This is a genomic window from Bacillus sp. 3255 (assembly GCF_031456485.1).
GTDB lineage: Bacteria > Bacillota > Bacilli > Paenibacillales > NBRC-103111 > Paenibacillus_E.
Genome location: NZ_JAVDUS010000020.1, coordinates 169,211 through 186,914 on the forward strand (window position 1 = coordinate 169,211; position 17,704 = coordinate 186,914).

Genomic DNA, 17,704 nt, shown 5'->3' on the forward strand with positions numbered 1-17,704 from the left:
CCGGTATCCTGCTTCCGCCGATCCCTCATCGCGCTCACTCGCTTTTTTCGTTTTTTTGTAAATATTAAGTATACCTGCTCTTATTGTCACACGTGGATTTGCCCCCTGTCAAGATGGCCGAACACCCAGCTCACTACGCAGCACGAAGCCTCGCTTAGTCCCACCCGAGGGTGTGGCTCAGCGAGGCTTCGTCATGAACCCCGTTTGCTTCCTACGCCAACCACTGTCTTACCTTCGTAGCGAAGTTGGTCAGCATCTCTTGCGATCCGTATTGGTTGCTGAAATCCTCGATACCGATATAGCCGTCGTAGCCGACCGCTTTCAAATCAGCCAGCAGCTGCTTCCAGTTCACCATACCTTCATCGATCGGGGACCACTCGCTTTTCCACAGCTTAATGCCGTCCTGCGTTTCACCTGTCGGTACCCATTGCGCATTCTTCACATGCACATGTGCCAGGTACGGCCCTAACAGCTCAAGGCCCATCCGGTAGTTCTCGAAGCCTTCGTGAACCATGTTGCCTGCATCGTGCAGAACCCCGATATGATCCGGGTTGAATTGGGACACCAGACGGTGGACAAGCCCTGCGCTAGGTGTAATCGTATTATGGTGGATTTCGGCCAAAGCTTTGATGCCATATTGCTGGGAAAACTCCTGCACGTGGTGCAGATAGTCCGTAGCCTTAGCAAACAAATCGTTATAATTCACGCTTTTATCGTAGTTAGGCACACCGCAGCGGATGAAAGAAGCTCCTACTTTTTTCGCCGCTTTGAACGCTACTTCCGTCTCTTCGACATTACAGTTGTTCAAATAAGGTGTCACGCTCAAGTTCACCAGGTTATTGCTGAGGGCGATCTGTTTAAAATGCTCCAGCTCCTCGTCGGAAGCGCTTGGATCGATGGAGCACAGATTGTTTCTCCAGAAAGAAGGCTTCTCGCCTTTCAATTCCGCAGGAACGTCCTTGAAACGCCACTCGATTCCTTCAATCCCGGCTGCCACAGCGGCTTTGGCCAGCTCCTCAGGTGTCAAATCCGGTGTAGATACGGTAAAAATAGACAACTTCATATTGAATCCTCCTTAGAGTATTGATCATCATTCTCACAATTTCGCTTCAAACAGCTTGTTTGTTTATCTCTTCTTTATTTTGCAGTATAATAAAAACGTATTCATTGCATTAATTGGGCGAAAGTTTGCTAATATTGACTGAGTTAATAGAGGAGAACCTCTCATGCAAGATCTATATCACAATCTGCATCGCATGATCAATTTCCGGCATACCGTGACGAACGAGCCTCATCCGATGGACTTTCATCAGCACCACGATCAGTATGAAATTTATTTTTTCCTGACCGGGGATGTCCACTATTTCATCGAAAAGCAGGTCTACCACCTGCAGTATGGCGACCTCCTGATCATGCATAGCAATGAGCTGCACCGGCCTAACTTTCAATCCAAGAAACAGCGCTACGAGAATTGCGTCATCCACTTTACGCCAGCGCTGCTCGACCGTTTGAACTCTTCGCAGTTCGACCTGCTGCACTGCTTCAATAACCGCAAGTTCGGCGAGCAGAACCGGATGCGGCTGAATCCGCAGCAGATCGACGACATTATGAAAATTTACGAGCGCATGGAGCAATATACCCGGCCTCAGGCGCTGCCCGGCTCCGATATCCTCTTCGTGGCCGCGTTCATCGAGCTGCTTGTATTTATCAACCGGATTTTCCTTAATCAGGGCAAACAAGAGGAGCAGACGATTATTCCCGACAAACTTTCCGCCCTCTTCACGTATATCGACGAAAATTTAGACGGGGACTTGTCGCTGGAAGTGCTGGAGCATGTCGTATTCATGAATCGCTCCTATCTTTGCCGATTATTCAAAAAACATACGGGAAGCACCATTCACGAGCATATTTTATTTAAACGCATTAATAAAGCGAAGCAATTGCTCCGGGAAGGCTCGACGGTCACCGATACATGCCAGCTTGCCGGCTTCAACGACTACTCCAACTTCATCCGCACGTTCAAGAAAGCCGTCGGCCTCCCTCCGCGCCAATACCAAGCGCAGCAGCGGCGGGTCTGACAATAGGTTGTGCTGCCCCGGCCATTTATGGCTGCGGGCATTTTTTTATGAGGGATTAGATCATGACCGGTCGGAGCCGGACCTGCTTGCCGAACTCGGTGTCCATGAAGGCGCAATAAATGGAAAAACTCCCGTTATTCCAGCTCTCAACTGGCTCTTGAGACGTAATAACAGGAATTTCTCCAGTTAAAAAATCGAACAAGGCGCCAGTTTGGTCACTTTTGGCCGAATTAACAGGAGATTTTCCAGTTGTCGCGTCTGCGGGAACGTCATTTCGCTGAAATAACAGGAGAAATTCCAGTTACGTATGCCTTTAGGCGGGGCTGCTTCTGCTGGGTCAGGATCCGCTCTTTCATGCCAGGTCCGCTTCACGCTCGGACACGTTCTGCTCTTTCCTGCCAGGTTCGCTCCCGCTAGTACAGGATCTGCTCTAACCTGCTCCAACTTGACCAGCATCTGCTCCTCCACAGCGCACCAGTCACCAAGCGCACATGCAAAAAAGGCCCCCATTCCCCTGCAAAAAGCAGGTTCATAGGAGCCTCAGCCCTAGCCTAACTAGCGGATTACTTCAAATTCTCCGGGTTCAACTGAAGCAGCTCCGGCAGCACGAAAAGTCCGTCCTTCCGAATCAACACATCGTCAAACCAGATCTCCCCGCCGCCGTATTCCGGACGCTGGATGTTCACGATATCCCAGTGCAGCGAAGACTTATTGCCATTGTAAGCATCGTCATAACAGTTGCCTGGCGTGAAATGGAAGCTGCCATCGATTTTCTCATCGAACAGCGTATCTTTCATCGGATGCTGAATGTACGGGTTCACGCCGATGGCGAATTCCCCGACATAACGCGCGCCTTCATCCATATCGAAAATCTCATTAATACGATCCGTATCGTTGGCCGTCGCTTTAATGATTTTGCCGTTTTCAAATTCCAAGACGATATTTTCGAAAATAAAGCCGTCATGCGGCGTCGGCGTATTAAAGGAAATAACCCCGTTCACCGAATCGCGCACCGGTGCCGAGTATACCTCGCCGTCCGGAATGTTCAGCTCGCCGTCGCATTTGACGCCGCCGATGCCTTTGATCGAGAACGTAAGATCCGTTCCGGGACCGACCAAACGCACTTTGTCCGTGCGATCCATCAGTTCTTTCAAAGCGTCCATCGCTTTGGACATTTTGCCGTAGTCCATCGTACATACGTTGAAGTAGAACTCCTCGAAAGCATCCGTGCTCATGCTGGCGAGCTGTGCCATCGAAGAAGTCGGGTAACGCAGAACGACCCATCTTGTATCTTTTATACGAACATCAAAATGCACTTGTTGATAATAAATTGAATTATAGAGCTTCATCCGGTCCGCCGGAATGTCCGACAGCTCGTAAATGTTAGCTCCGCCGCGCACACCTATGTAGCCTTGCATTTGCTTCATTTGGAAAGCGTCGATTTCCGCCCAAGTCTGCATTTGGGCCTCCGTTCCTTCCATCACGAGCTGGCGGATCACCGCATGATCGCGCAGGTTGACGAAAGGATGCGCGCCTGCGGCATGAACTTTTTTCACCAGTTCCTTCACCAGAGCGTTATCGATGCCGTAAGCTTCGATCAAAATATTTTCCCCCGGCTTCGCTTTAACGGAATAATTCACGAGCACATCAGCCAATTTGGTTAGTCTTGGGTCTAGCATCCTTATCTCTCCTCTTCTTCATCCACCGCAAATGATGGTTCGTTGATTTGAAACCCAACCGTGGTCAAATAGAACCATTCACCGTTCTCCTCCTGCTGACCGTCCAATTCAAAAATTAATGCCCTGAACTTCGTCAGCCATTCCGCGAACTTCTCCTTGCTCATCTTCACTTCCAACTGGGTCGACATCCGGTGCCATTGCGCACGGTCCGAGGAAGGAATCTGGAAAGCCTCCTCCGGTGCGGCGATCGCCCGAAGCCTTGCGCGGGCAAGCACGTTGAGCGTCGTCTCGCGGTAGTAGTTCTCTACTTCGGAAACATAGGGGAGCAGCGCTTCGCTAGGCACAAAGCCACGCGCGACGGCGCGGTAAAATTTTTGCACGATACCGTTTTTGAGTTCCGTACGTACGACCGAAATTAAGCCATGCTTTTCCAGCTCATTCAAATGATAATGAACTTTGGCGCGCGCCATTCCTAACAGTTTAGCCAATTGTTGGCCGGTATACGCTTTCTCGATCAGATAAAGCAGCACCTTGGCGCGAAGTGGATCACTTATCGTTTTTAGTTGTTCAAGCTCTTCAATGATATAAACCGGTTGCAGCTTCATCTTGGACTCGACCTCCCTCTAATGTACCATTACAGCCGTAAAATCAAGCGCGATGGTCAACTCTAATCTCTTAACGAGATTAATTAAACGACGGTCAAATCTTTTTAACCGTATCATAATGCGAAAAAGAAATCATGTCAATTGCGGTTTCTGCAAGGCTCATAGACATCCTCCCCGCTTAAATGTTTCAACGCGTTAACGAATTACCGAAGTTAAGCTTTACTCTATATGGTAGCAAAAAGGGACGTTTCTGTCACCAAGAAAGGTGGAAAACGTCCCGTAATTTTTAACTATAAAGTTTACTCCCCGCCTCGCGGAACTGCTGGGACTTCTCCTCCATCCCACTGCTCACCGCAACTTCTTCATCCAGACCGTTCGCATGCGCGTACTGCCGGATATCCTGCGTGATCCGCATGGAGCAGAACTTCGGTCCGCACATGGAGCAGAAGTGCGCAGTTTTGGCGCCCTCGGCCGGCAGCGTCTCATCATGATACTCCATCGCCCGCTCCGGATCGAGAGACAGATTGAACTGGTCGCGCCAGCGGAACTCAAAGCGCGCCTTCGACAGCGCATTATCGCGGATTTGCGCGCCCGGATGCCCTTTGGCCAGATCGGCGGCATGCGCGGCGATCTTGTAGGTGACGACCCCTACGCGGACGTCCTCCTTGTTCGGGAGGCCGAGATGCTCCTTCGGGGTCACGTAGCACAGCATCGCCGTACCGAACCAGCCGATCATCGCCGCCCCGATGGCGGAGGTGATATGGTCGTAACCCGGCGCTATATCCGTCGTCAGCGGTCCCAGCGTGTAGAACGGCGCTTCATCGCACACTTCCAGCTGACGGTCCATGTTTTCCTTAATCAGGTGCATCGGCACGTGTCCCGGTCCTTCGATCATCACTTGGACGTCGTGCTTCCAAGCGATTTTGGTCAGTTCACCGAGCGTCTCCAGCTCGGCGAACTGCGCCTCGTCGTTCGCGTCGGCGATCGACCCGGGGCGCAAACCGTCTCCGAGGGAGAAGGCGACGTCGTAAGCTTTCATAATTTCGCAAATATCTTCGAAATGGGTGTACAGGAAGTTCTCCTTGTGGTGAGCCAAGCACCAGGCTGCCATGATCGAGCCGCCCCGGGAAACGATACCCGTGACCCGCTTAGCGGTCATCGGAATATAGCGCAGCAGTACGCCGGCATGAATGGTGAAATAGCTGACCCCTTGCTCCGCCTGCTCGATCAATGTATCGCGGTACACTTCCCATGTGAGGTCTTCGGCTTTGCCGTTCACTTTCTCAAGCGCTTGGTACAGCGGCACGGTGCCCACCGGAACGGGCGAGTTGCGAATGATCCATTCGCGTGTCGTATGTATGTTTTTGCCGGTCGATAGATCCATGATCGTGTCTGCGCCCCAGCGGGTTGCCCATGTCATTTTCTCAACCTCTTCTTCAATCGAAGAAGCGACGGCGGAATTCCCGATGTTGGCGTTGATTTTCACCAGGAAGTTGCGCCCGATGATCATCGGCTCGCTTTCCGGATGGTTGATGTTGGAAGGAATGATCGCACGCCCCTGAGCAACTTCCTTACGCACGAACTCTGCGTCGAGATTCTCCCGGATCGCAATATACTCCATCTCCGGCGTAACGATGCCTCGGCGGGCGTAATGCATTTGCGTGACATTGCAGCCTGGTTTGGCCCGCAGCGGCTTCCGCTGCAAACCGGGGAACACCTCCGCCGCCCCTCGCGCATCCGGGGATGAAAGGCCGTTATCCTCCGGCTTCACCTCGCGCCCTTCGTAAGCTTCCACATCGCCGCGCTCCTCGATCCAGGTCAAGCGATTAGGCGGAAGACCCTGGCGGATGTTCGTCTGCCGCTCCGTATCGGTGTAAATCCCGCTCGTATCGTACACATGCACGGGTTCGTTCGCCACTTCTTCCCCCTGAATATTCGTAGAAGTCCCTAGCGTTATCTCTCTTACCGGCACTTGAATATCCGGTCTGGATCCTTGTACGTACACCTTTTTACTGCCTGGAAACGTTGAAACCTGAACGTCTTTCACTGGACTGGCGGAATTGCTTGTTGTCACATGATTACCTCCTTCGTGTGTTTGAAATGCGTTCCCAAGTGCATCTGCCACTAACCCTCTAGGGCGTGCCGTCTTGCTTGGGAGCTGTAGCGCATCGTGCGCCGAACAGCGATCGGTGATAGCCGTACTAGCTTAATGAAATCAGCGTGCGCGCCAACTCCGCCGCCGCTTCGCGGGGCGATCTTGCGCCGGCGATCGCACTCACTACCGCGACCCCGTCCGCCCCTGCGCGGATGACGGGCGCGGCGTTCGCGGCATCGATGCCCCCGATGCCGACCAAAGGCAGCCGGATACCGCTCTCGCGTATCCGGGCTATCATGGCGGGCCCCCGGACATCACGCGCATCGAGCTTCGTGCGCGTGGCGTATTGGGGGCCTACGCCCAGATAGTCGGCGCCTGCGGCCAGCGCCGACTGCGCCTCTGCCGGATCGTGAGCCGACACGCCCACGATCCAATGCTTCAGCCGCTGCCGCAGAGCGGCGGCTGGAGCATCCTCTTGGCCGACGTGAATGCCGTCGGCCTCCAGCTCTAGAGCCAGCCTTTCATCGTCGTTCACGATGAAAGGGATCCCGTGCTGCGCGCATAAGCCGCGCAGCCTCGCGCCCAGCTCGAGCAGCGCTCGCCCTTGCAGGGCGCCGGCGCCTTTCTCGCGGAACTGAAACATCGTGATGCCTCCGGCAATCGCTTCCTCCAGCACGGTGTAGGGGTCTGCCCCGTTGCAATTGGGGCTGCCCATCACCAAATACAATTGCAGCGCCTTGCGCAGTTGCTCGCTGTTCATCGCGTCCCTCCCGTGTAAGCGCCGCTGCTTACAACAATGGCGTCCGACGAGCCTGCCGAGCCCTGTCTTCTGCTGCGCTGATAAGCCCAATGATTCGTCGGGCCGTGACCGCTGCCGATGTTCAGCGGCTCCGCAATCGCCGAATGGATGAAATGCTTGGCAATGCGCAGCGCATCCTGAGCGGCTAACCCCTGCGCCAGCCCGGATGTGACGGCTGCCGCGAACGTGCAGCCCGTTCCGTGCGTATGCACCGTATCCAGACGACGGGAAGAAAACTCCGTGAACGATTTCCCGTCGTACAACAAATCGGTCGCATGCTCCGGATCCGCTGCGTGGCCGCCTTTGATCATGACGTGCTTGCAGCCGTATGCATAGATGCGCTTCGCCGCCTGCCGACGCGTTCCGTCGTCCGTAATGCGTATCCCGCTGAGCGCCTCCGCTTCAGGGATGTTCGGCGTGATCACGTCGGCGAGCGGCAGCAAATGTTCGATCATCGCCTCCACCGCCTCTTGCTGAAGCAAGGAGGCCCCGCCTTTGGCAATCATCACCGGGTCGACCACGACCCGCCCCCACTTATATCCGGTAATCGCTGCGGCGACAACCCGGATGATTTCGGAGGAGAACAGCATCCCTGTCTTGAGAGCGTCCGGACGCAAGTCCGCGCCGATCGAGGCAAGCTGCCTCTCCACCGCTTCCACGCTCATCGGGTACACGCCCTGTACGCCCAGCGTGTTCTGGGCAGTCACTGCGGTGATGACCGACATTCCGTAGACGCCAAGCTCCTGAAACGTCTTCAAATCCGCTTGAATCCCGGCTCCCCCGCCGCTGTCCGACCCTGCGATCGTCAGCGCTTTTGATATGGACATTTCGCAATCCCCCTTTCGACTGTCATGTACAGGTCCCCGTCAAAGTTCAGTAAGTTCTAGCTTTAGGTCCAGATCTGGTCTAGATCTGGTCTAGATCTGGTCTAGATCTGGTCCAGCTTTGGTCTAGATCTGGGCTAGCTTTGGGCTAGCTTTGGTCTAGATCTGGTCTAACTTTGGTCTAGATCTGGTCTAGATCTGGTCTAGCTCTAATCTAGATCTAATCTAGATCTAATCTAGCCCTAATCTAGCCTTGTTCTTGTCTTACCTCGGTCCAACCTCAGTCTAACGGACTCAGCAGACCTTATTTCGCGATTTTGCTGCGTTTTGAGATTCTAACGGACCACAGAGCCCCTATTCACTCATTCCACGCGTGATTCAGCTATGAATCCGCCAATTAACGGCACTGGTGTCCGTTAGCTCCAATCCCAGGTCATTTTCCCCCAAATAAAGGCTCTGGTGTCCGTTACAGTTCCGGGAATAGAGCCAGCTCTTTCGCATTCCCGGCTTCCCGGCTTCCCGACTTCCCGGCCCCTCCGATTCTCCGGTTCTCCGATTCTCCGGTTCTCCGGTTCTCCGCTCCGCTCTTCCAACTCTCCCACACGCTCAATCCCAAACCAGTGTCCGCCCCCGCTCGGAATCCCATTAAACGCGGCTCAAACCCTCCATCGGCGAGCTCGCCGAAGCATACCGCTTCTTCGGAATGCGCCCCGCTTCGAAGCCCGCACGGCCAGCCTCAATGGCAAGCTTCATGGCATACGCCATTTTGACCGGATCCTTCGCGCCGGAGACCGCCGTATTCAGCAGCACGCCGTCCGCTCCCATCTCCATCGCGAGCGCAGCGTCCGACGGCGCGCCGATGCCGGCATCGACGATGACGGGCACTGTCGCCTGCTCGATAATGAAGCTAAGGTTAAGGGGATTAATAATCCCTTGACCTGTGCCGATCGGCGATGCACCGGGCATGATGGCATGCACCCCGAGCGCCTGCAGGCGCTTCGCAAGCAGCACGTCATCCGACGTATACGGCAGAACGATGAAGCCTTCCTCCAGCAGCATTTCGGAAGCTTTTAACGTTTCGACCGGATCCGGCAGCAGCGTCATTTCATCACCGATGACCTCGACTTTAATCATGTCGCAGAGACCGGAAGCTTTGGCGAGCTTCGCGATGCGCACCGCTTCCTCCGCCGTTTTGGCCCCGGCTGTGTTCGGCAGCAGTGTGAAATTCGACACATCCAGCATGGATAGGAAATTCGGCTGACTCGCCTCAAAAATATTCATCCGCCGCACCGCAAACGTCAGAATCTGCGACTCGCTCACATCAACCGCCTGCTTCTGTATATGGAAATCCGGGAATTTGCCCGTACCTAGCAAAAGTCTTGAACGAAATTCATATGGACCGATTTTTAACATGGTTAATTATCCCCCTCCGACAAAATGGACGATTTCGATTTGATGGCCTTCGGAAAGCTCCGCTTTCCTGTGATCTACTTTTTCTAAAATGTTCCGGTTATGCTCCACAACCAGCATTTTGTCCTGCAGCTCAAAATGGGCAAGCAGCTCCTCGACCGTTCGGATCGCATCGGGAACCTCCACATGTTGACCGTTAATGTGCAGTTTCAAGGCTTTGCAGCTCCTTTCCTTGTAATCGGCCGCCGGCCCGCTCCGGGCTGAACGCCTTCAGATCCGCCTGTAAGGCTGCATCCTCTGCGTTAGCCTCGGTCCCAACCGCAGCATCCGCTTCGCCGCTCATCAGCTGCGCCATCGCTTGCCCGGTAGCCGGGCTGAGCAAAATACCGTTGCGGTAATGGCCGCAACCCGCATACAGCCCTTCGTACTGCGGCACTCGGCCGATGTACGGCAGTCCGTCGGGGGTCTGGGGCCGCAGACCGGACCAAGCCGTCTCCCACTCCGCAGCGGAGATCGCCGGCATCAGCCCCCGGGCTCGCTCCATGAGATCGGCGAGCCCGGCCAGCGACACCTTGCGGTCGTAGCTGTTCGGCACCACGGTCGCGCCGACCAGCAAGCGCCCTCCGGCTTTGGGCACGATATAACAGCCCGTCGTGAACAGGGTCTTGTGCAGTTCCCGCTTCCCGGCCAGCACCGAGAAGCATTCCCCTTTCACGGGATATACCGGCAGATCGACCCCGATGCCAGCAAGCAGGTGACCGCTCCATGTTCCTGCTGCCACGACGACTTGCTCACTGTGCAGCGGGCCCTCGCTTGTCATAACCCCGACGACACGCCCCCGCTCCGTCAGCAGCCCTTGCACTTGGGCGAACTCCCGCAGCTTCGCCCCGAGTGCCCGCGCTGCCTGCGCGAACGCCGCCGCCAGCTTCGGCGCCTCCACCTGCCCGTCATCCGGCAGGTACAGGGCTCCGCGCGTCGATCTGCTCAGCGCGGGTTCGAGCTCTGCGGCTGCCGCTGCGCTCAGCCACTCCGCTCTTTGGCCTGCTGCGCGCTGAAGCTTCGCTCTGGCGCGCAGCTCCTCTTCCTGAACGTCGCTGAGCGCAACGTTCAGCAGTCCTTCGCGGACGAGGCCGATGTCGATGTCCGTGAGGCTTCTCAGTTCCTCGCTCAGCTGCGGGAACATCGCCCTGCTCAAGCGGGCCAGTCTGAAAAGAGGGCCCGTATCCTCCATCTCGGACTGCGCGCCGAGCATGCCGGCTGCGGCGGCCGAAGCCTCCGTCCCGAGCCTGCCCCGTTCCAGCAGCGTGACGGACCGGCCGCGCTTCGCCAAATAATAGGCGATGGAAGCGCCGATAACACCGCCGCCGACAATAATGACGCTACTTGTATGCTGCATTCAGCTCACCTCTATTTTCATCACGTTGCAATTCATGTTGGTACGCATTTACTGCAGCTACGGGATCCGCCGCCTCCCAAATGCCGCTCATCACCGCAATACCGGAGGCTCCGGCATCCAACACCTCCCGTGTACGCTCAGGCGTGATGCCGCCGATTGCGATAACGGGAATCGTCACTTGAGCGGCAAGCTCACGCAGCTGTTCAAGCCCTCTAGGCGGCAGGCCCGGCTTCGAATTCGTCGCATACATATGGCCGAAGAGCACGTAATCCGCACCTTCGCGCTCCCGTTTAACCGCTTCCTCTGCGCTATGGACGGATATGCCGGCTCGCTTCCAACAGCCGCCGCAGCTTTCGCGAATCGCCGGGAACGGCGGCGAGCTCTCCGGCATATGCAGCGCGCCGAGACCGGCAGCCGCCGCCATCCAAGGAAACCCGTTAACGCATAACCGCTGCGCTGGCACCCCTTGGTCCAGCAAGTACTGTAGACCAATGAAAATTTCATCCATGGGCTTCTTTTTTTCTCGAATATGGATAGCCGTGACATACGGATGAATCTTAGTGGCAATTGCCGCCAGCTCGCTCCATGCCAGCCTGTCGTTGGAGATGACGTGCAATTCGTGCCCGGACATGGTGAAATCCGCCTCCTTGCCATGTAATTTTTCATGCAGCCGCATCCCTCATGGGCGTACAAGACGCAAAAAAACCACTTTTCCAAAGAAAAGTGGTTGCAGGTAGCCGCATAAATCACATGCACAGATGTGGCGTCAAAGTCCGGTTTCCACTTTCCTCCGCTGGTATGACCCAGTTCAGGTTCAAAGGGTTCAGATTGCTCTGTCTCAGCCTTACGGCGCCCCTAGGGATACATTGGTATTCAGTTGTCATTTATCATAACACGGTATCCAGCGCTTGGAAATAAAAAAATTTCCACCGCATTTATCCTAGTCACTCCTGCAAATTGCTTTTATAATGGGGAGAATGCTTAACTCGGACTTCTATCATGTGTTACTTCAGGAAGGATGTTCACCCAGATGCTGCCACAATTGAATCGGAAATTAGAAAAAATCATGCCCCTCATCACGCCAATCAGCGTTCTTATCGGTGTCCTGTTGGGCAGTCATTTGTCGGGATTCACTTACTTATCCCCTTGGCTCTTCGCCTTCATGACATTCTCGGGCAGCATTAGCTCCAGCTTCCGGGAATTCGTTAAGGTGGTCACACAGCCCCTCCCGTTGATCTTTACACTAATTGTTCTGCATGTGGGGATGCCGTTGATCGCACTAGGCCTTGGCCATGCCGTGTACAGTAACGAACCGCTGACCATTACGGGACTCATCCTTGCCGCAGCTATTCCGACCGGGATCACGAGCTTCGTGTGGGTAGCTATCTATCGCGGTAATATTGTGCTCACCTTATCCATCATTCTTGTGGATACTGTTCTATCGCCTTTTGTCGTCCCTTACACCTTATCCGCGCTCGTCGGCACCAAAGTGCAGATGGATTCTCTCGCTATGATGAAAGGGCTGTTCTTCATGATCGTCGTCCCCTCCTTGCTGGGCATGCTGTTGAATCAATGGACGCAAGGCGGCATTAAGGAGAAGTGGAGCGGCCGTCTAGGTCCGTTCTCCAAAATATGCATGGGCATCGTCGTCGCCATCAACAGCTCGGTCATTGCGCCTTATCTGCGCGATTTGAACGCCGGGTTGCTCGGGCTGGCCGCTTTTGTGCTTGCGTTGGCTTCCCTCGGGTACATGCTGGGATGGTTGGTCGCGAAGCTGATGAGATGGGACCGGGACGTAGTCGTGGCGCTTACATTTAACAGCGGTATGCGCAACATTAGTGCCGGCGCCGTGCTTGCCGTGGCTTATTTCCCGCCGCCGGTAGCGATTCCCGTCGTCCTCGGGATGCTGTTCCAGCAATCGCTGGCCTCGCTCTTCGGCTATTTGCTGAACCGCAGATATGCCTTGAAACGCGATATGCCTGAGCTAACGATGAACGGTATTAAACAAGTTTAATTTTAGGAGCTGCCGATTCCAGACCTGCATGACTCCAGCCGCCCACTGGGCGAATTGGAGATTCTCCAGCTACGCTACACTCGATTGGGTCGTAGGTGACCATAAGGCGATCATTCATAAGGCCCCGCTATGGTAACCATAAGGCAGCCATAACTGGATTTCCTCCAGCTATTTCCACATCTAATTGGCTCGCAGCCGACCTTAACTGGAATTTCTCCCGCTAAAAATTGCGCTCGAGGCACGAATCCGGCACTTTCTGCGAAATTAACGGGAGGTTTTCCAGTTATCATGCCGGTAGCAGGAGCAAATAGCCGATTTAACAGGAGAAATTCCTGTTACGCTTGCTGCTATACGGTGTGCAGTGAATTTCCCTATCCAGAACTTGCCGGGCTCCTCTCCACCACTTAAATCGTCCCCACTAAGTTGGCTCGAAGGTGACCATTAGGCAACCATAACCGTAATTCCCCCGGATATCTCCACGTTTAATTAGCTCATGGCCGACCTCAACTGGGATTCCTATAAGTTCAGCAGCATCCCCATCCCCGCTCGTCAGTAACACACCTTTTAAAGTAGCTTCCCTATTCGTCCCAATCCATCTTAAGTTCATCAGCACACGTGGCGCCTTTTACTCAGCAATTTTTCAGCTAACTTTTACCTGCGTTTCAGCTTTCTTTCGCTTTATTTTCATAATTGCGGCTTACAATGGGGATGAAATCAAAGGATAGGAGTGTTACATACCTATATGAAAATGAATCAGATCGCCGGACTATGCGTCCTGATCCCCGTGCTGCTCAGCGGCTGCGGAAACCAAAGCTCATCCCAACCCGTGGCTGCAAGCACCTCCCAGCCTCAAGCAAGTACGCAAGCTGCAGCAGGCACCACCAAGCAAAATAATGCAGACCGACCTGCCATGAATCAGGCGCAGCGTCAGCTCTTCTCTACCTTCCAAACGCTGGTCATGATGGATAAAGAGAGCGGACTCGCCATCACGAAAGAGCAAGCGACAGCTATGCTGCCCGTTGCACAGGATATCGTGAGCAAATCGGAGCTCAGCGATGAGAACAAGACGAAACTGCTCGAGAAGCTGACGGACGCGCAGAAGAAATTCGTCGAAGACGCGGCGACCCGAATAGCCAATCGCGGAGGCAACGGAGGGAATGGCGCGAACGGGCCAGGCAATGGCAATCGCGAAGCAAAGCCTTCGACGCGGCCGTCCGCATCGCCAAGTGCAACCGGCTCCGCCGGAAGCGGTACTGAGGCCGGCAATGGTACTGGCACAAACGCAGGCAAGACGGACGGTAAGGCCCCCGGCGGCAGAAACGGCGGGAACGGGCCTGGGGCTGGCACTGGTGCTGGCGGGCAAATGAGAGATCCCGGCAAGCAGCTTGTGGAGCTTTTGCAGGAAAGAGTGAAGTAGCCAATCACCTGTTAGCCCTATGGTCGGGTTCATGAGGAACTACAGGCCGCTATTTAGCTGATTATGAGCACTTTTCCTAAGGAATGGGAAATAGGATTCGCTATTGAGCTAGTTGAGGCCAAAATGTGCCGTTCCTGCCGCAAATAAGCGCTTGTATTTCCGCTTAAACAGCGGGAAGGCGGGATATAGCGGAAATAGCGTACTCCATTTCCCTTTCGCTGTAGCCAAACACAAAAGGGCTTCCGACATGTAGATTCCACTACATGTTGGACAGCCCTTCCTGTTAGCCCCTCAATGCTTGAACAACTTGCTCGCTGCCGGCTTCACCGCTGGCCACCAACTCCACATGATCGGCGAACATATCGCACATGTAGACGAACAAGCTCAGAATCTCCAATACTTCATCACTCTCAAAGGAGCGTGCAGCCGAAATGCTATATACATAACGGTAATGCAGCTCATTTTGCTCATTAATGCCGAAGTGGCCGAGCGGCAGCCTTGTATTGATCTCCAGTAAAACAGCCGCAACCTCATCACGTTTGTCATCTTGGAGATGGAATGGCAGTGTGCTGTAAATTTGCAGCATTTGGATCGCTGCGATTTCTTCGTCGTTTAACGGCAGGAAGCTGAAATGCAGGAAACGTTCCCGTCCTTTCTTGTCCTCCTGGAAGCCGGCCATCAGCACGTGAAGCGGTATTGCGTCTGATTTCTCCAACAAATTAGTGGCGAGACCCGTCTCGTCCAAAATCTCCTTCAAAAGCCCTAACTGCGCCAAATGGCGCGCATGTACATGATCTGGCAGCATTCGTTACCGCCCTCCTACTCTCTTTGTCCCATTGCTTCAATCAATCTGCTTCTTAGTTTATCCGGATCGCCCTTAAATTTCTCAAGGGCCGGCAAACTTACACCTGCTGCTTCGACATAGTCTCTAACCTGCTGGTATCGGGCAAGAACAGCTGGATCCGGCCCTGCCGGTGCTGCTGGCGCTGCTGTTGGGGATGCTGCCGTTGCTGATGCTGGCGCTGCTGTTGCCGACGCTGGCGTCGCTGTCGCTGGCGCTGGCGTTGCTGTTGCCGGTGCTGGCGTTGCCGGCGCTTGTACCGCCGGTGCCGGTGCTGCCGGTGCAGCAGCAGGAGTTAAGGCAGGAAGCGTCCGAATCATATGCATAATGAGATCCGCATCTTTCCCTCGCCGCTCCAGCTTTTTACCCGTCGATTTATCCGCATTGAAGACCGCCTTCGTGATTCCCCAAGCGCCTGGCCTCGCGGCACGATCGCGCCCGGCTTGCTTCAAAGACCGGGCTACAGGCATAGCGGCTCCGACGCCTGCCGCTACGATTTTGAGCGGCGTGCCGACTTGCGCCCCGACACCGGTCAATGTCGCAATATCTCCGGCTATTTTCGTCAATTCGATACCGATTTGCAGACCACCGCGGTTCGTGCGTTTTACGTTGATGTTCTTCATTTCCTTGGCAAGCTCGTACTGTGTGATTTCTTCAAGTTCCTGCTCAGCCTGGGCATCGCCCTGCGCTTTTCTGGTTTCGAGCGCTTGCTTATGCAGTTTGAGCTTCTCTTTATCTACCCCGGCATTGCGGAACCATCGCTTAGCTTTGATGTACGAGGCGCCGGCATGCTTGTCCTTGAAGCTGCGTTTCAACGTCGTCATGGCCGATCGGTTCAGGCCGGCTTTGATGACATCGACGGTTTTGATGGCGATTTTCACACCGCTGACAGCGATACTGACTCCTGGAATAACGGTGGTCAAGCTGGCCGTGCTTGTCTCCATGATTTCCATGATGCCTTTGGCTACTTTGAGGCCGGATTGAGCCGCTTGGATCGCATTGCTTACAATCTCGATAACACCCTTGGCCTTCTGTGGGTTATCCAGCCCGCCATCCTCGGAATGCTTGCTGTACATATCATAAATGGCTTTAACCGCCATAATCGTGCTTTTCACAGCAGAGATCGCTTCTCCAACCGTTCCTGTGTAATCGCTAACGGATGAAGATGCCCCAACTCCGTCCTCATGCCCCGTAGATTTGGCGGCATTATCGACAAGTCCCGCTGACCCGCTGACCATTTTCCCCGAGGCTTCGACCATAGATGAGCCTGTGGCTGCGTAGTTCCACCGCTTGTTATGACCTGTCCGGTCGCTATCCTCCGAAATAGAGAGGGTTTCCCGAATCGCGCTTAAAATTTGAAAAGGACCGCCAATCAAGTCCGCTGTCGATGCAACCGCACCATGGGAGGCCGACTGCTGCGCCAGGCTGGCATCGTTGGTCGAATCATAGGCATCCTTCAAATCATCCGACTTATTGCCGAAGCTGTCGCTAAAAACAGAAATAACCTCGGAAGCTGTTTCCACTGTCGAGCCCGGCGCTTCAGCCGCTGCCGCTGGCGCCGCCTGCGTAGCCGCAGCTGGCGCTGACTGCACAGCCGCTGCTGGCGCCGCCTGCGTAGCCGCAGCTGGCGCTGACTGCACAGCCGCTGCTGGCGCTGACTGCGTAGCTGCTGCTGGCGCTAACTGCGTTGCCGCTGCTGGCGCCGCCTGCGTAGCCGCTGCTGGCGCTGACTGTGCAGCCGCTGCTGGTGCCGCTTGCGTGGCCGCCGCTGGCGCTGCAGTTGCCGGTGCGGCTACAACTTGTGCAGACGGTGTGTTTCTTTGGATCAACTGGTTCGTATATGCCTGCGTCGCACGGTTGCCTGCAGTCCGCTGCATCTGCATGAAGAAATTCCCTGCTAGCGGAGACGCTTGTGACGACACCATATTGCCGGTCTGTGATGCGATGGAGGGACTAGCCGTCTGTTGTGAGCGGCCTGCTGATTTTTTCAATGGATTTTGGCTCATATGTGCCATCAAACGTGTCTCCTTTAAGTGCTAGTGGTTCTGCATGCAAAAAAGCAACAGGCGGCGTATACGCAACCCTGCTGCTCATACGTTACGGCTTATTTGCCGCCTCTTTGTTGAATAACATGGGTGAGCTCATGCCCCAGCAGCTCTTGGCCCTCACGGGAATCCGGGTTATAACGTCCCTCGCGGAAAAAAACATCATTACCCGTCGCGAACGCTTCCGCTCCTAAGGATTCATTGATTTTCGACGACTCCGAGTCGTTATGAATATTGACGTTGCTGAAATCCGCCCCGAAAGCCGATTCCATTTTCGCCTGGATGTGAGCATCCATTTTGCCGCCGCTGCCCTGCTTGGCTTTAATCTGCGATTCGATGCCGGACTCCGCCTCAAACGCTCCGCCGTCCGAAGGCTTCATCTGCAGCTCTTCCTCCTCCGCTTCCTCGCCTTCCATCCGCTGGATCGTCTCCGTCGAAGGCTTCATCTGCAGCTCTTCCTCCTCCGCTTCCTCGCCTTCCATCCGCTGGATCGTCTCCGTC

The 17,704-nt window shown here is 54.7% G+C and carries 17 protein-coding genes and 1 riboswitch; of the genes, 3 read left to right on the top strand and 14 right to left on the bottom strand.

Features of this window, described 5'->3' with window-relative positions; all coding sequences use genetic code 11:
• Positions 1–211: 211 nt before the first annotated feature.
• Entirely contained in the window at positions 212–1,063 is an 852-nt protein-coding gene (locus J2X61_RS27305; RefSeq protein ID WP_310192358.1) for a sugar phosphate isomerase/epimerase family protein, read from the bottom strand.
• A gap of 163 nt (positions 1,064–1,226) precedes the next feature.
• On the opposite strand from J2X61_RS27305, the gene J2X61_RS27310 reads away from it, so the two are divergent.
• Positions 1,227–2,078 (top strand): AraC family transcriptional regulator, encoded by an 852-nt coding sequence (locus tag J2X61_RS27310; protein WP_274467120.1) that lies wholly within the window; start codon positions 1,227–1,229, stop codon positions 2,076–2,078.
• A 563-nt stretch (positions 2,079–2,641) separates the two neighbouring features.
• Here J2X61_RS27310 and J2X61_RS27315 read toward each other — a convergent pair.
• From J2X61_RS27315 to J2X61_RS27360, 10 genes are all read right to left on the bottom strand, one after another.
• Complete coding sequence (locus tag J2X61_RS27315; RefSeq protein ID WP_274467122.1) at positions 2,642–3,757, bottom strand: aminopeptidase; 1,116 nt, start codon at positions 3,755–3,757, stop codon at positions 2,642–2,644.
• 2 nt (positions 3,758–3,759) lie between these two features.
• Entirely contained in the window at positions 3,760–4,362 is a 603-nt protein-coding gene (locus tag J2X61_RS27320) for an ArsR/SmtB family transcription factor (RefSeq protein WP_274467123.1), read from the bottom strand.
• A gap of 286 nt (positions 4,363–4,648) precedes the next feature.
• Entirely contained in the window at positions 4,649–6,409 is a 1,761-nt protein-coding gene (thiC, locus tag J2X61_RS27325; RefSeq protein ID WP_310192402.1) for a phosphomethylpyrimidine synthase ThiC, read from the bottom strand.
• 154 nt (positions 6,410–6,563) lie between these two features.
• Positions 6,564–7,217 carry a thiamine phosphate synthase gene (gene thiE / locus J2X61_RS27330; RefSeq protein WP_310192364.1) on the bottom strand — a complete coding sequence of 218 codons (654 nt, stop codon included), beginning with the start codon at positions 7,215–7,217 and terminating at the stop codon, positions 6,564–6,566.
• Entirely contained in the window at positions 7,214–8,083 is an 870-nt protein-coding gene (gene thiD / locus J2X61_RS27335) for a bifunctional hydroxymethylpyrimidine kinase/phosphomethylpyrimidine kinase (RefSeq protein ID WP_310192366.1), read from the bottom strand. The genes thiE and thiD overlap by 4 nt, the downstream gene beginning before the upstream one ends.
• A gap of 463 nt (positions 8,084–8,546) precedes the next feature.
• Positions 8,547–8,684: a hypothetical protein gene (locus tag J2X61_RS27340; protein ID WP_310192369.1), complete on the bottom strand. Its 138-nt coding sequence runs from the start codon at positions 8,682–8,684 to the stop codon at positions 8,547–8,549.
• Positions 8,685–8,725: 41 nt separating this feature from the next.
• Positions 8,726–9,493 (bottom strand): thiazole synthase, encoded by a 768-nt coding sequence (locus J2X61_RS27345; RefSeq protein ID WP_274467127.1) that lies wholly within the window; start codon positions 9,491–9,493, stop codon positions 8,726–8,728.
• A 6-nt stretch (positions 9,494–9,499) separates the two neighbouring features.
• Complete coding sequence (gene thiS / locus J2X61_RS27350) at positions 9,500–9,703, bottom strand: sulfur carrier protein ThiS (RefSeq protein ID WP_274467128.1); 204 nt, start codon at positions 9,701–9,703, stop codon at positions 9,500–9,502.
• The gene (gene thiO / locus J2X61_RS27355; protein WP_310192372.1) at positions 9,687–10,886 is read right to left on the bottom strand and encodes a glycine oxidase ThiO; all 1,200 of its coding nucleotides are present in this window, start codon (positions 10,884–10,886) and stop codon (positions 9,687–9,689) included. The genes thiS and thiO overlap by 17 nt, the downstream gene beginning before the upstream one ends.
• Positions 10,870–11,517, bottom strand: a complete 648-nt coding sequence (locus J2X61_RS27360) for a thiamine phosphate synthase (protein WP_310192375.1) — start codon at positions 11,515–11,517, stop codon at positions 10,870–10,872. Before J2X61_RS27360 ends, thiO begins: the two co-directional genes overlap by 17 nt.
• A 137-nt stretch (positions 11,518–11,654) precedes the next feature.
• Positions 11,655–11,753: riboswitch (TPP riboswitch) on the bottom strand.
• 163 nt (positions 11,754–11,916) lie between these two features.
• Between J2X61_RS27360 and J2X61_RS27365 the strand changes: the two genes are divergently transcribed.
• Positions 11,917–12,900 (top strand): bile acid:sodium symporter family protein, encoded by a 984-nt coding sequence (locus tag J2X61_RS27365; RefSeq protein ID WP_310192378.1) that lies wholly within the window; start codon positions 11,917–11,919, stop codon positions 12,898–12,900.
• A 742-nt stretch (positions 12,901–13,642) separates the two neighbouring features.
• Positions 13,643–14,317: a hypothetical protein gene (locus J2X61_RS27370; RefSeq protein WP_310192381.1), complete on the top strand. Its 675-nt coding sequence runs from the start codon at positions 13,643–13,645 to the stop codon at positions 14,315–14,317.
• 283 nt (positions 14,318–14,600) lie between these two features.
• On the opposite strand, the gene J2X61_RS27375 is transcribed toward J2X61_RS27370, so the two are convergent.
• From J2X61_RS27375 to J2X61_RS27385, 3 genes are all read right to left on the bottom strand, one after another.
• Positions 14,601–15,122 carry a YbjN domain-containing protein gene (locus J2X61_RS27375; RefSeq protein WP_274467133.1) on the bottom strand — a complete coding sequence of 174 codons (522 nt, stop codon included), beginning with the start codon at positions 15,120–15,122 and terminating at the stop codon, positions 14,601–14,603.
• Between the two features lie 14 nt (positions 15,123–15,136).
• Entirely contained in the window at positions 15,137–17,173 is a 2,037-nt protein-coding gene (locus tag J2X61_RS27380; protein WP_310192384.1) for a hypothetical protein, read from the bottom strand.
• 89 nt (positions 17,174–17,262) lie between these two features.
• Positions 17,263–17,704, bottom strand: a 442-nt coding sequence (locus J2X61_RS27385; protein WP_310192386.1) for an eCIS core domain-containing protein, incomplete at its 5' end; no start/stop codon positions are given.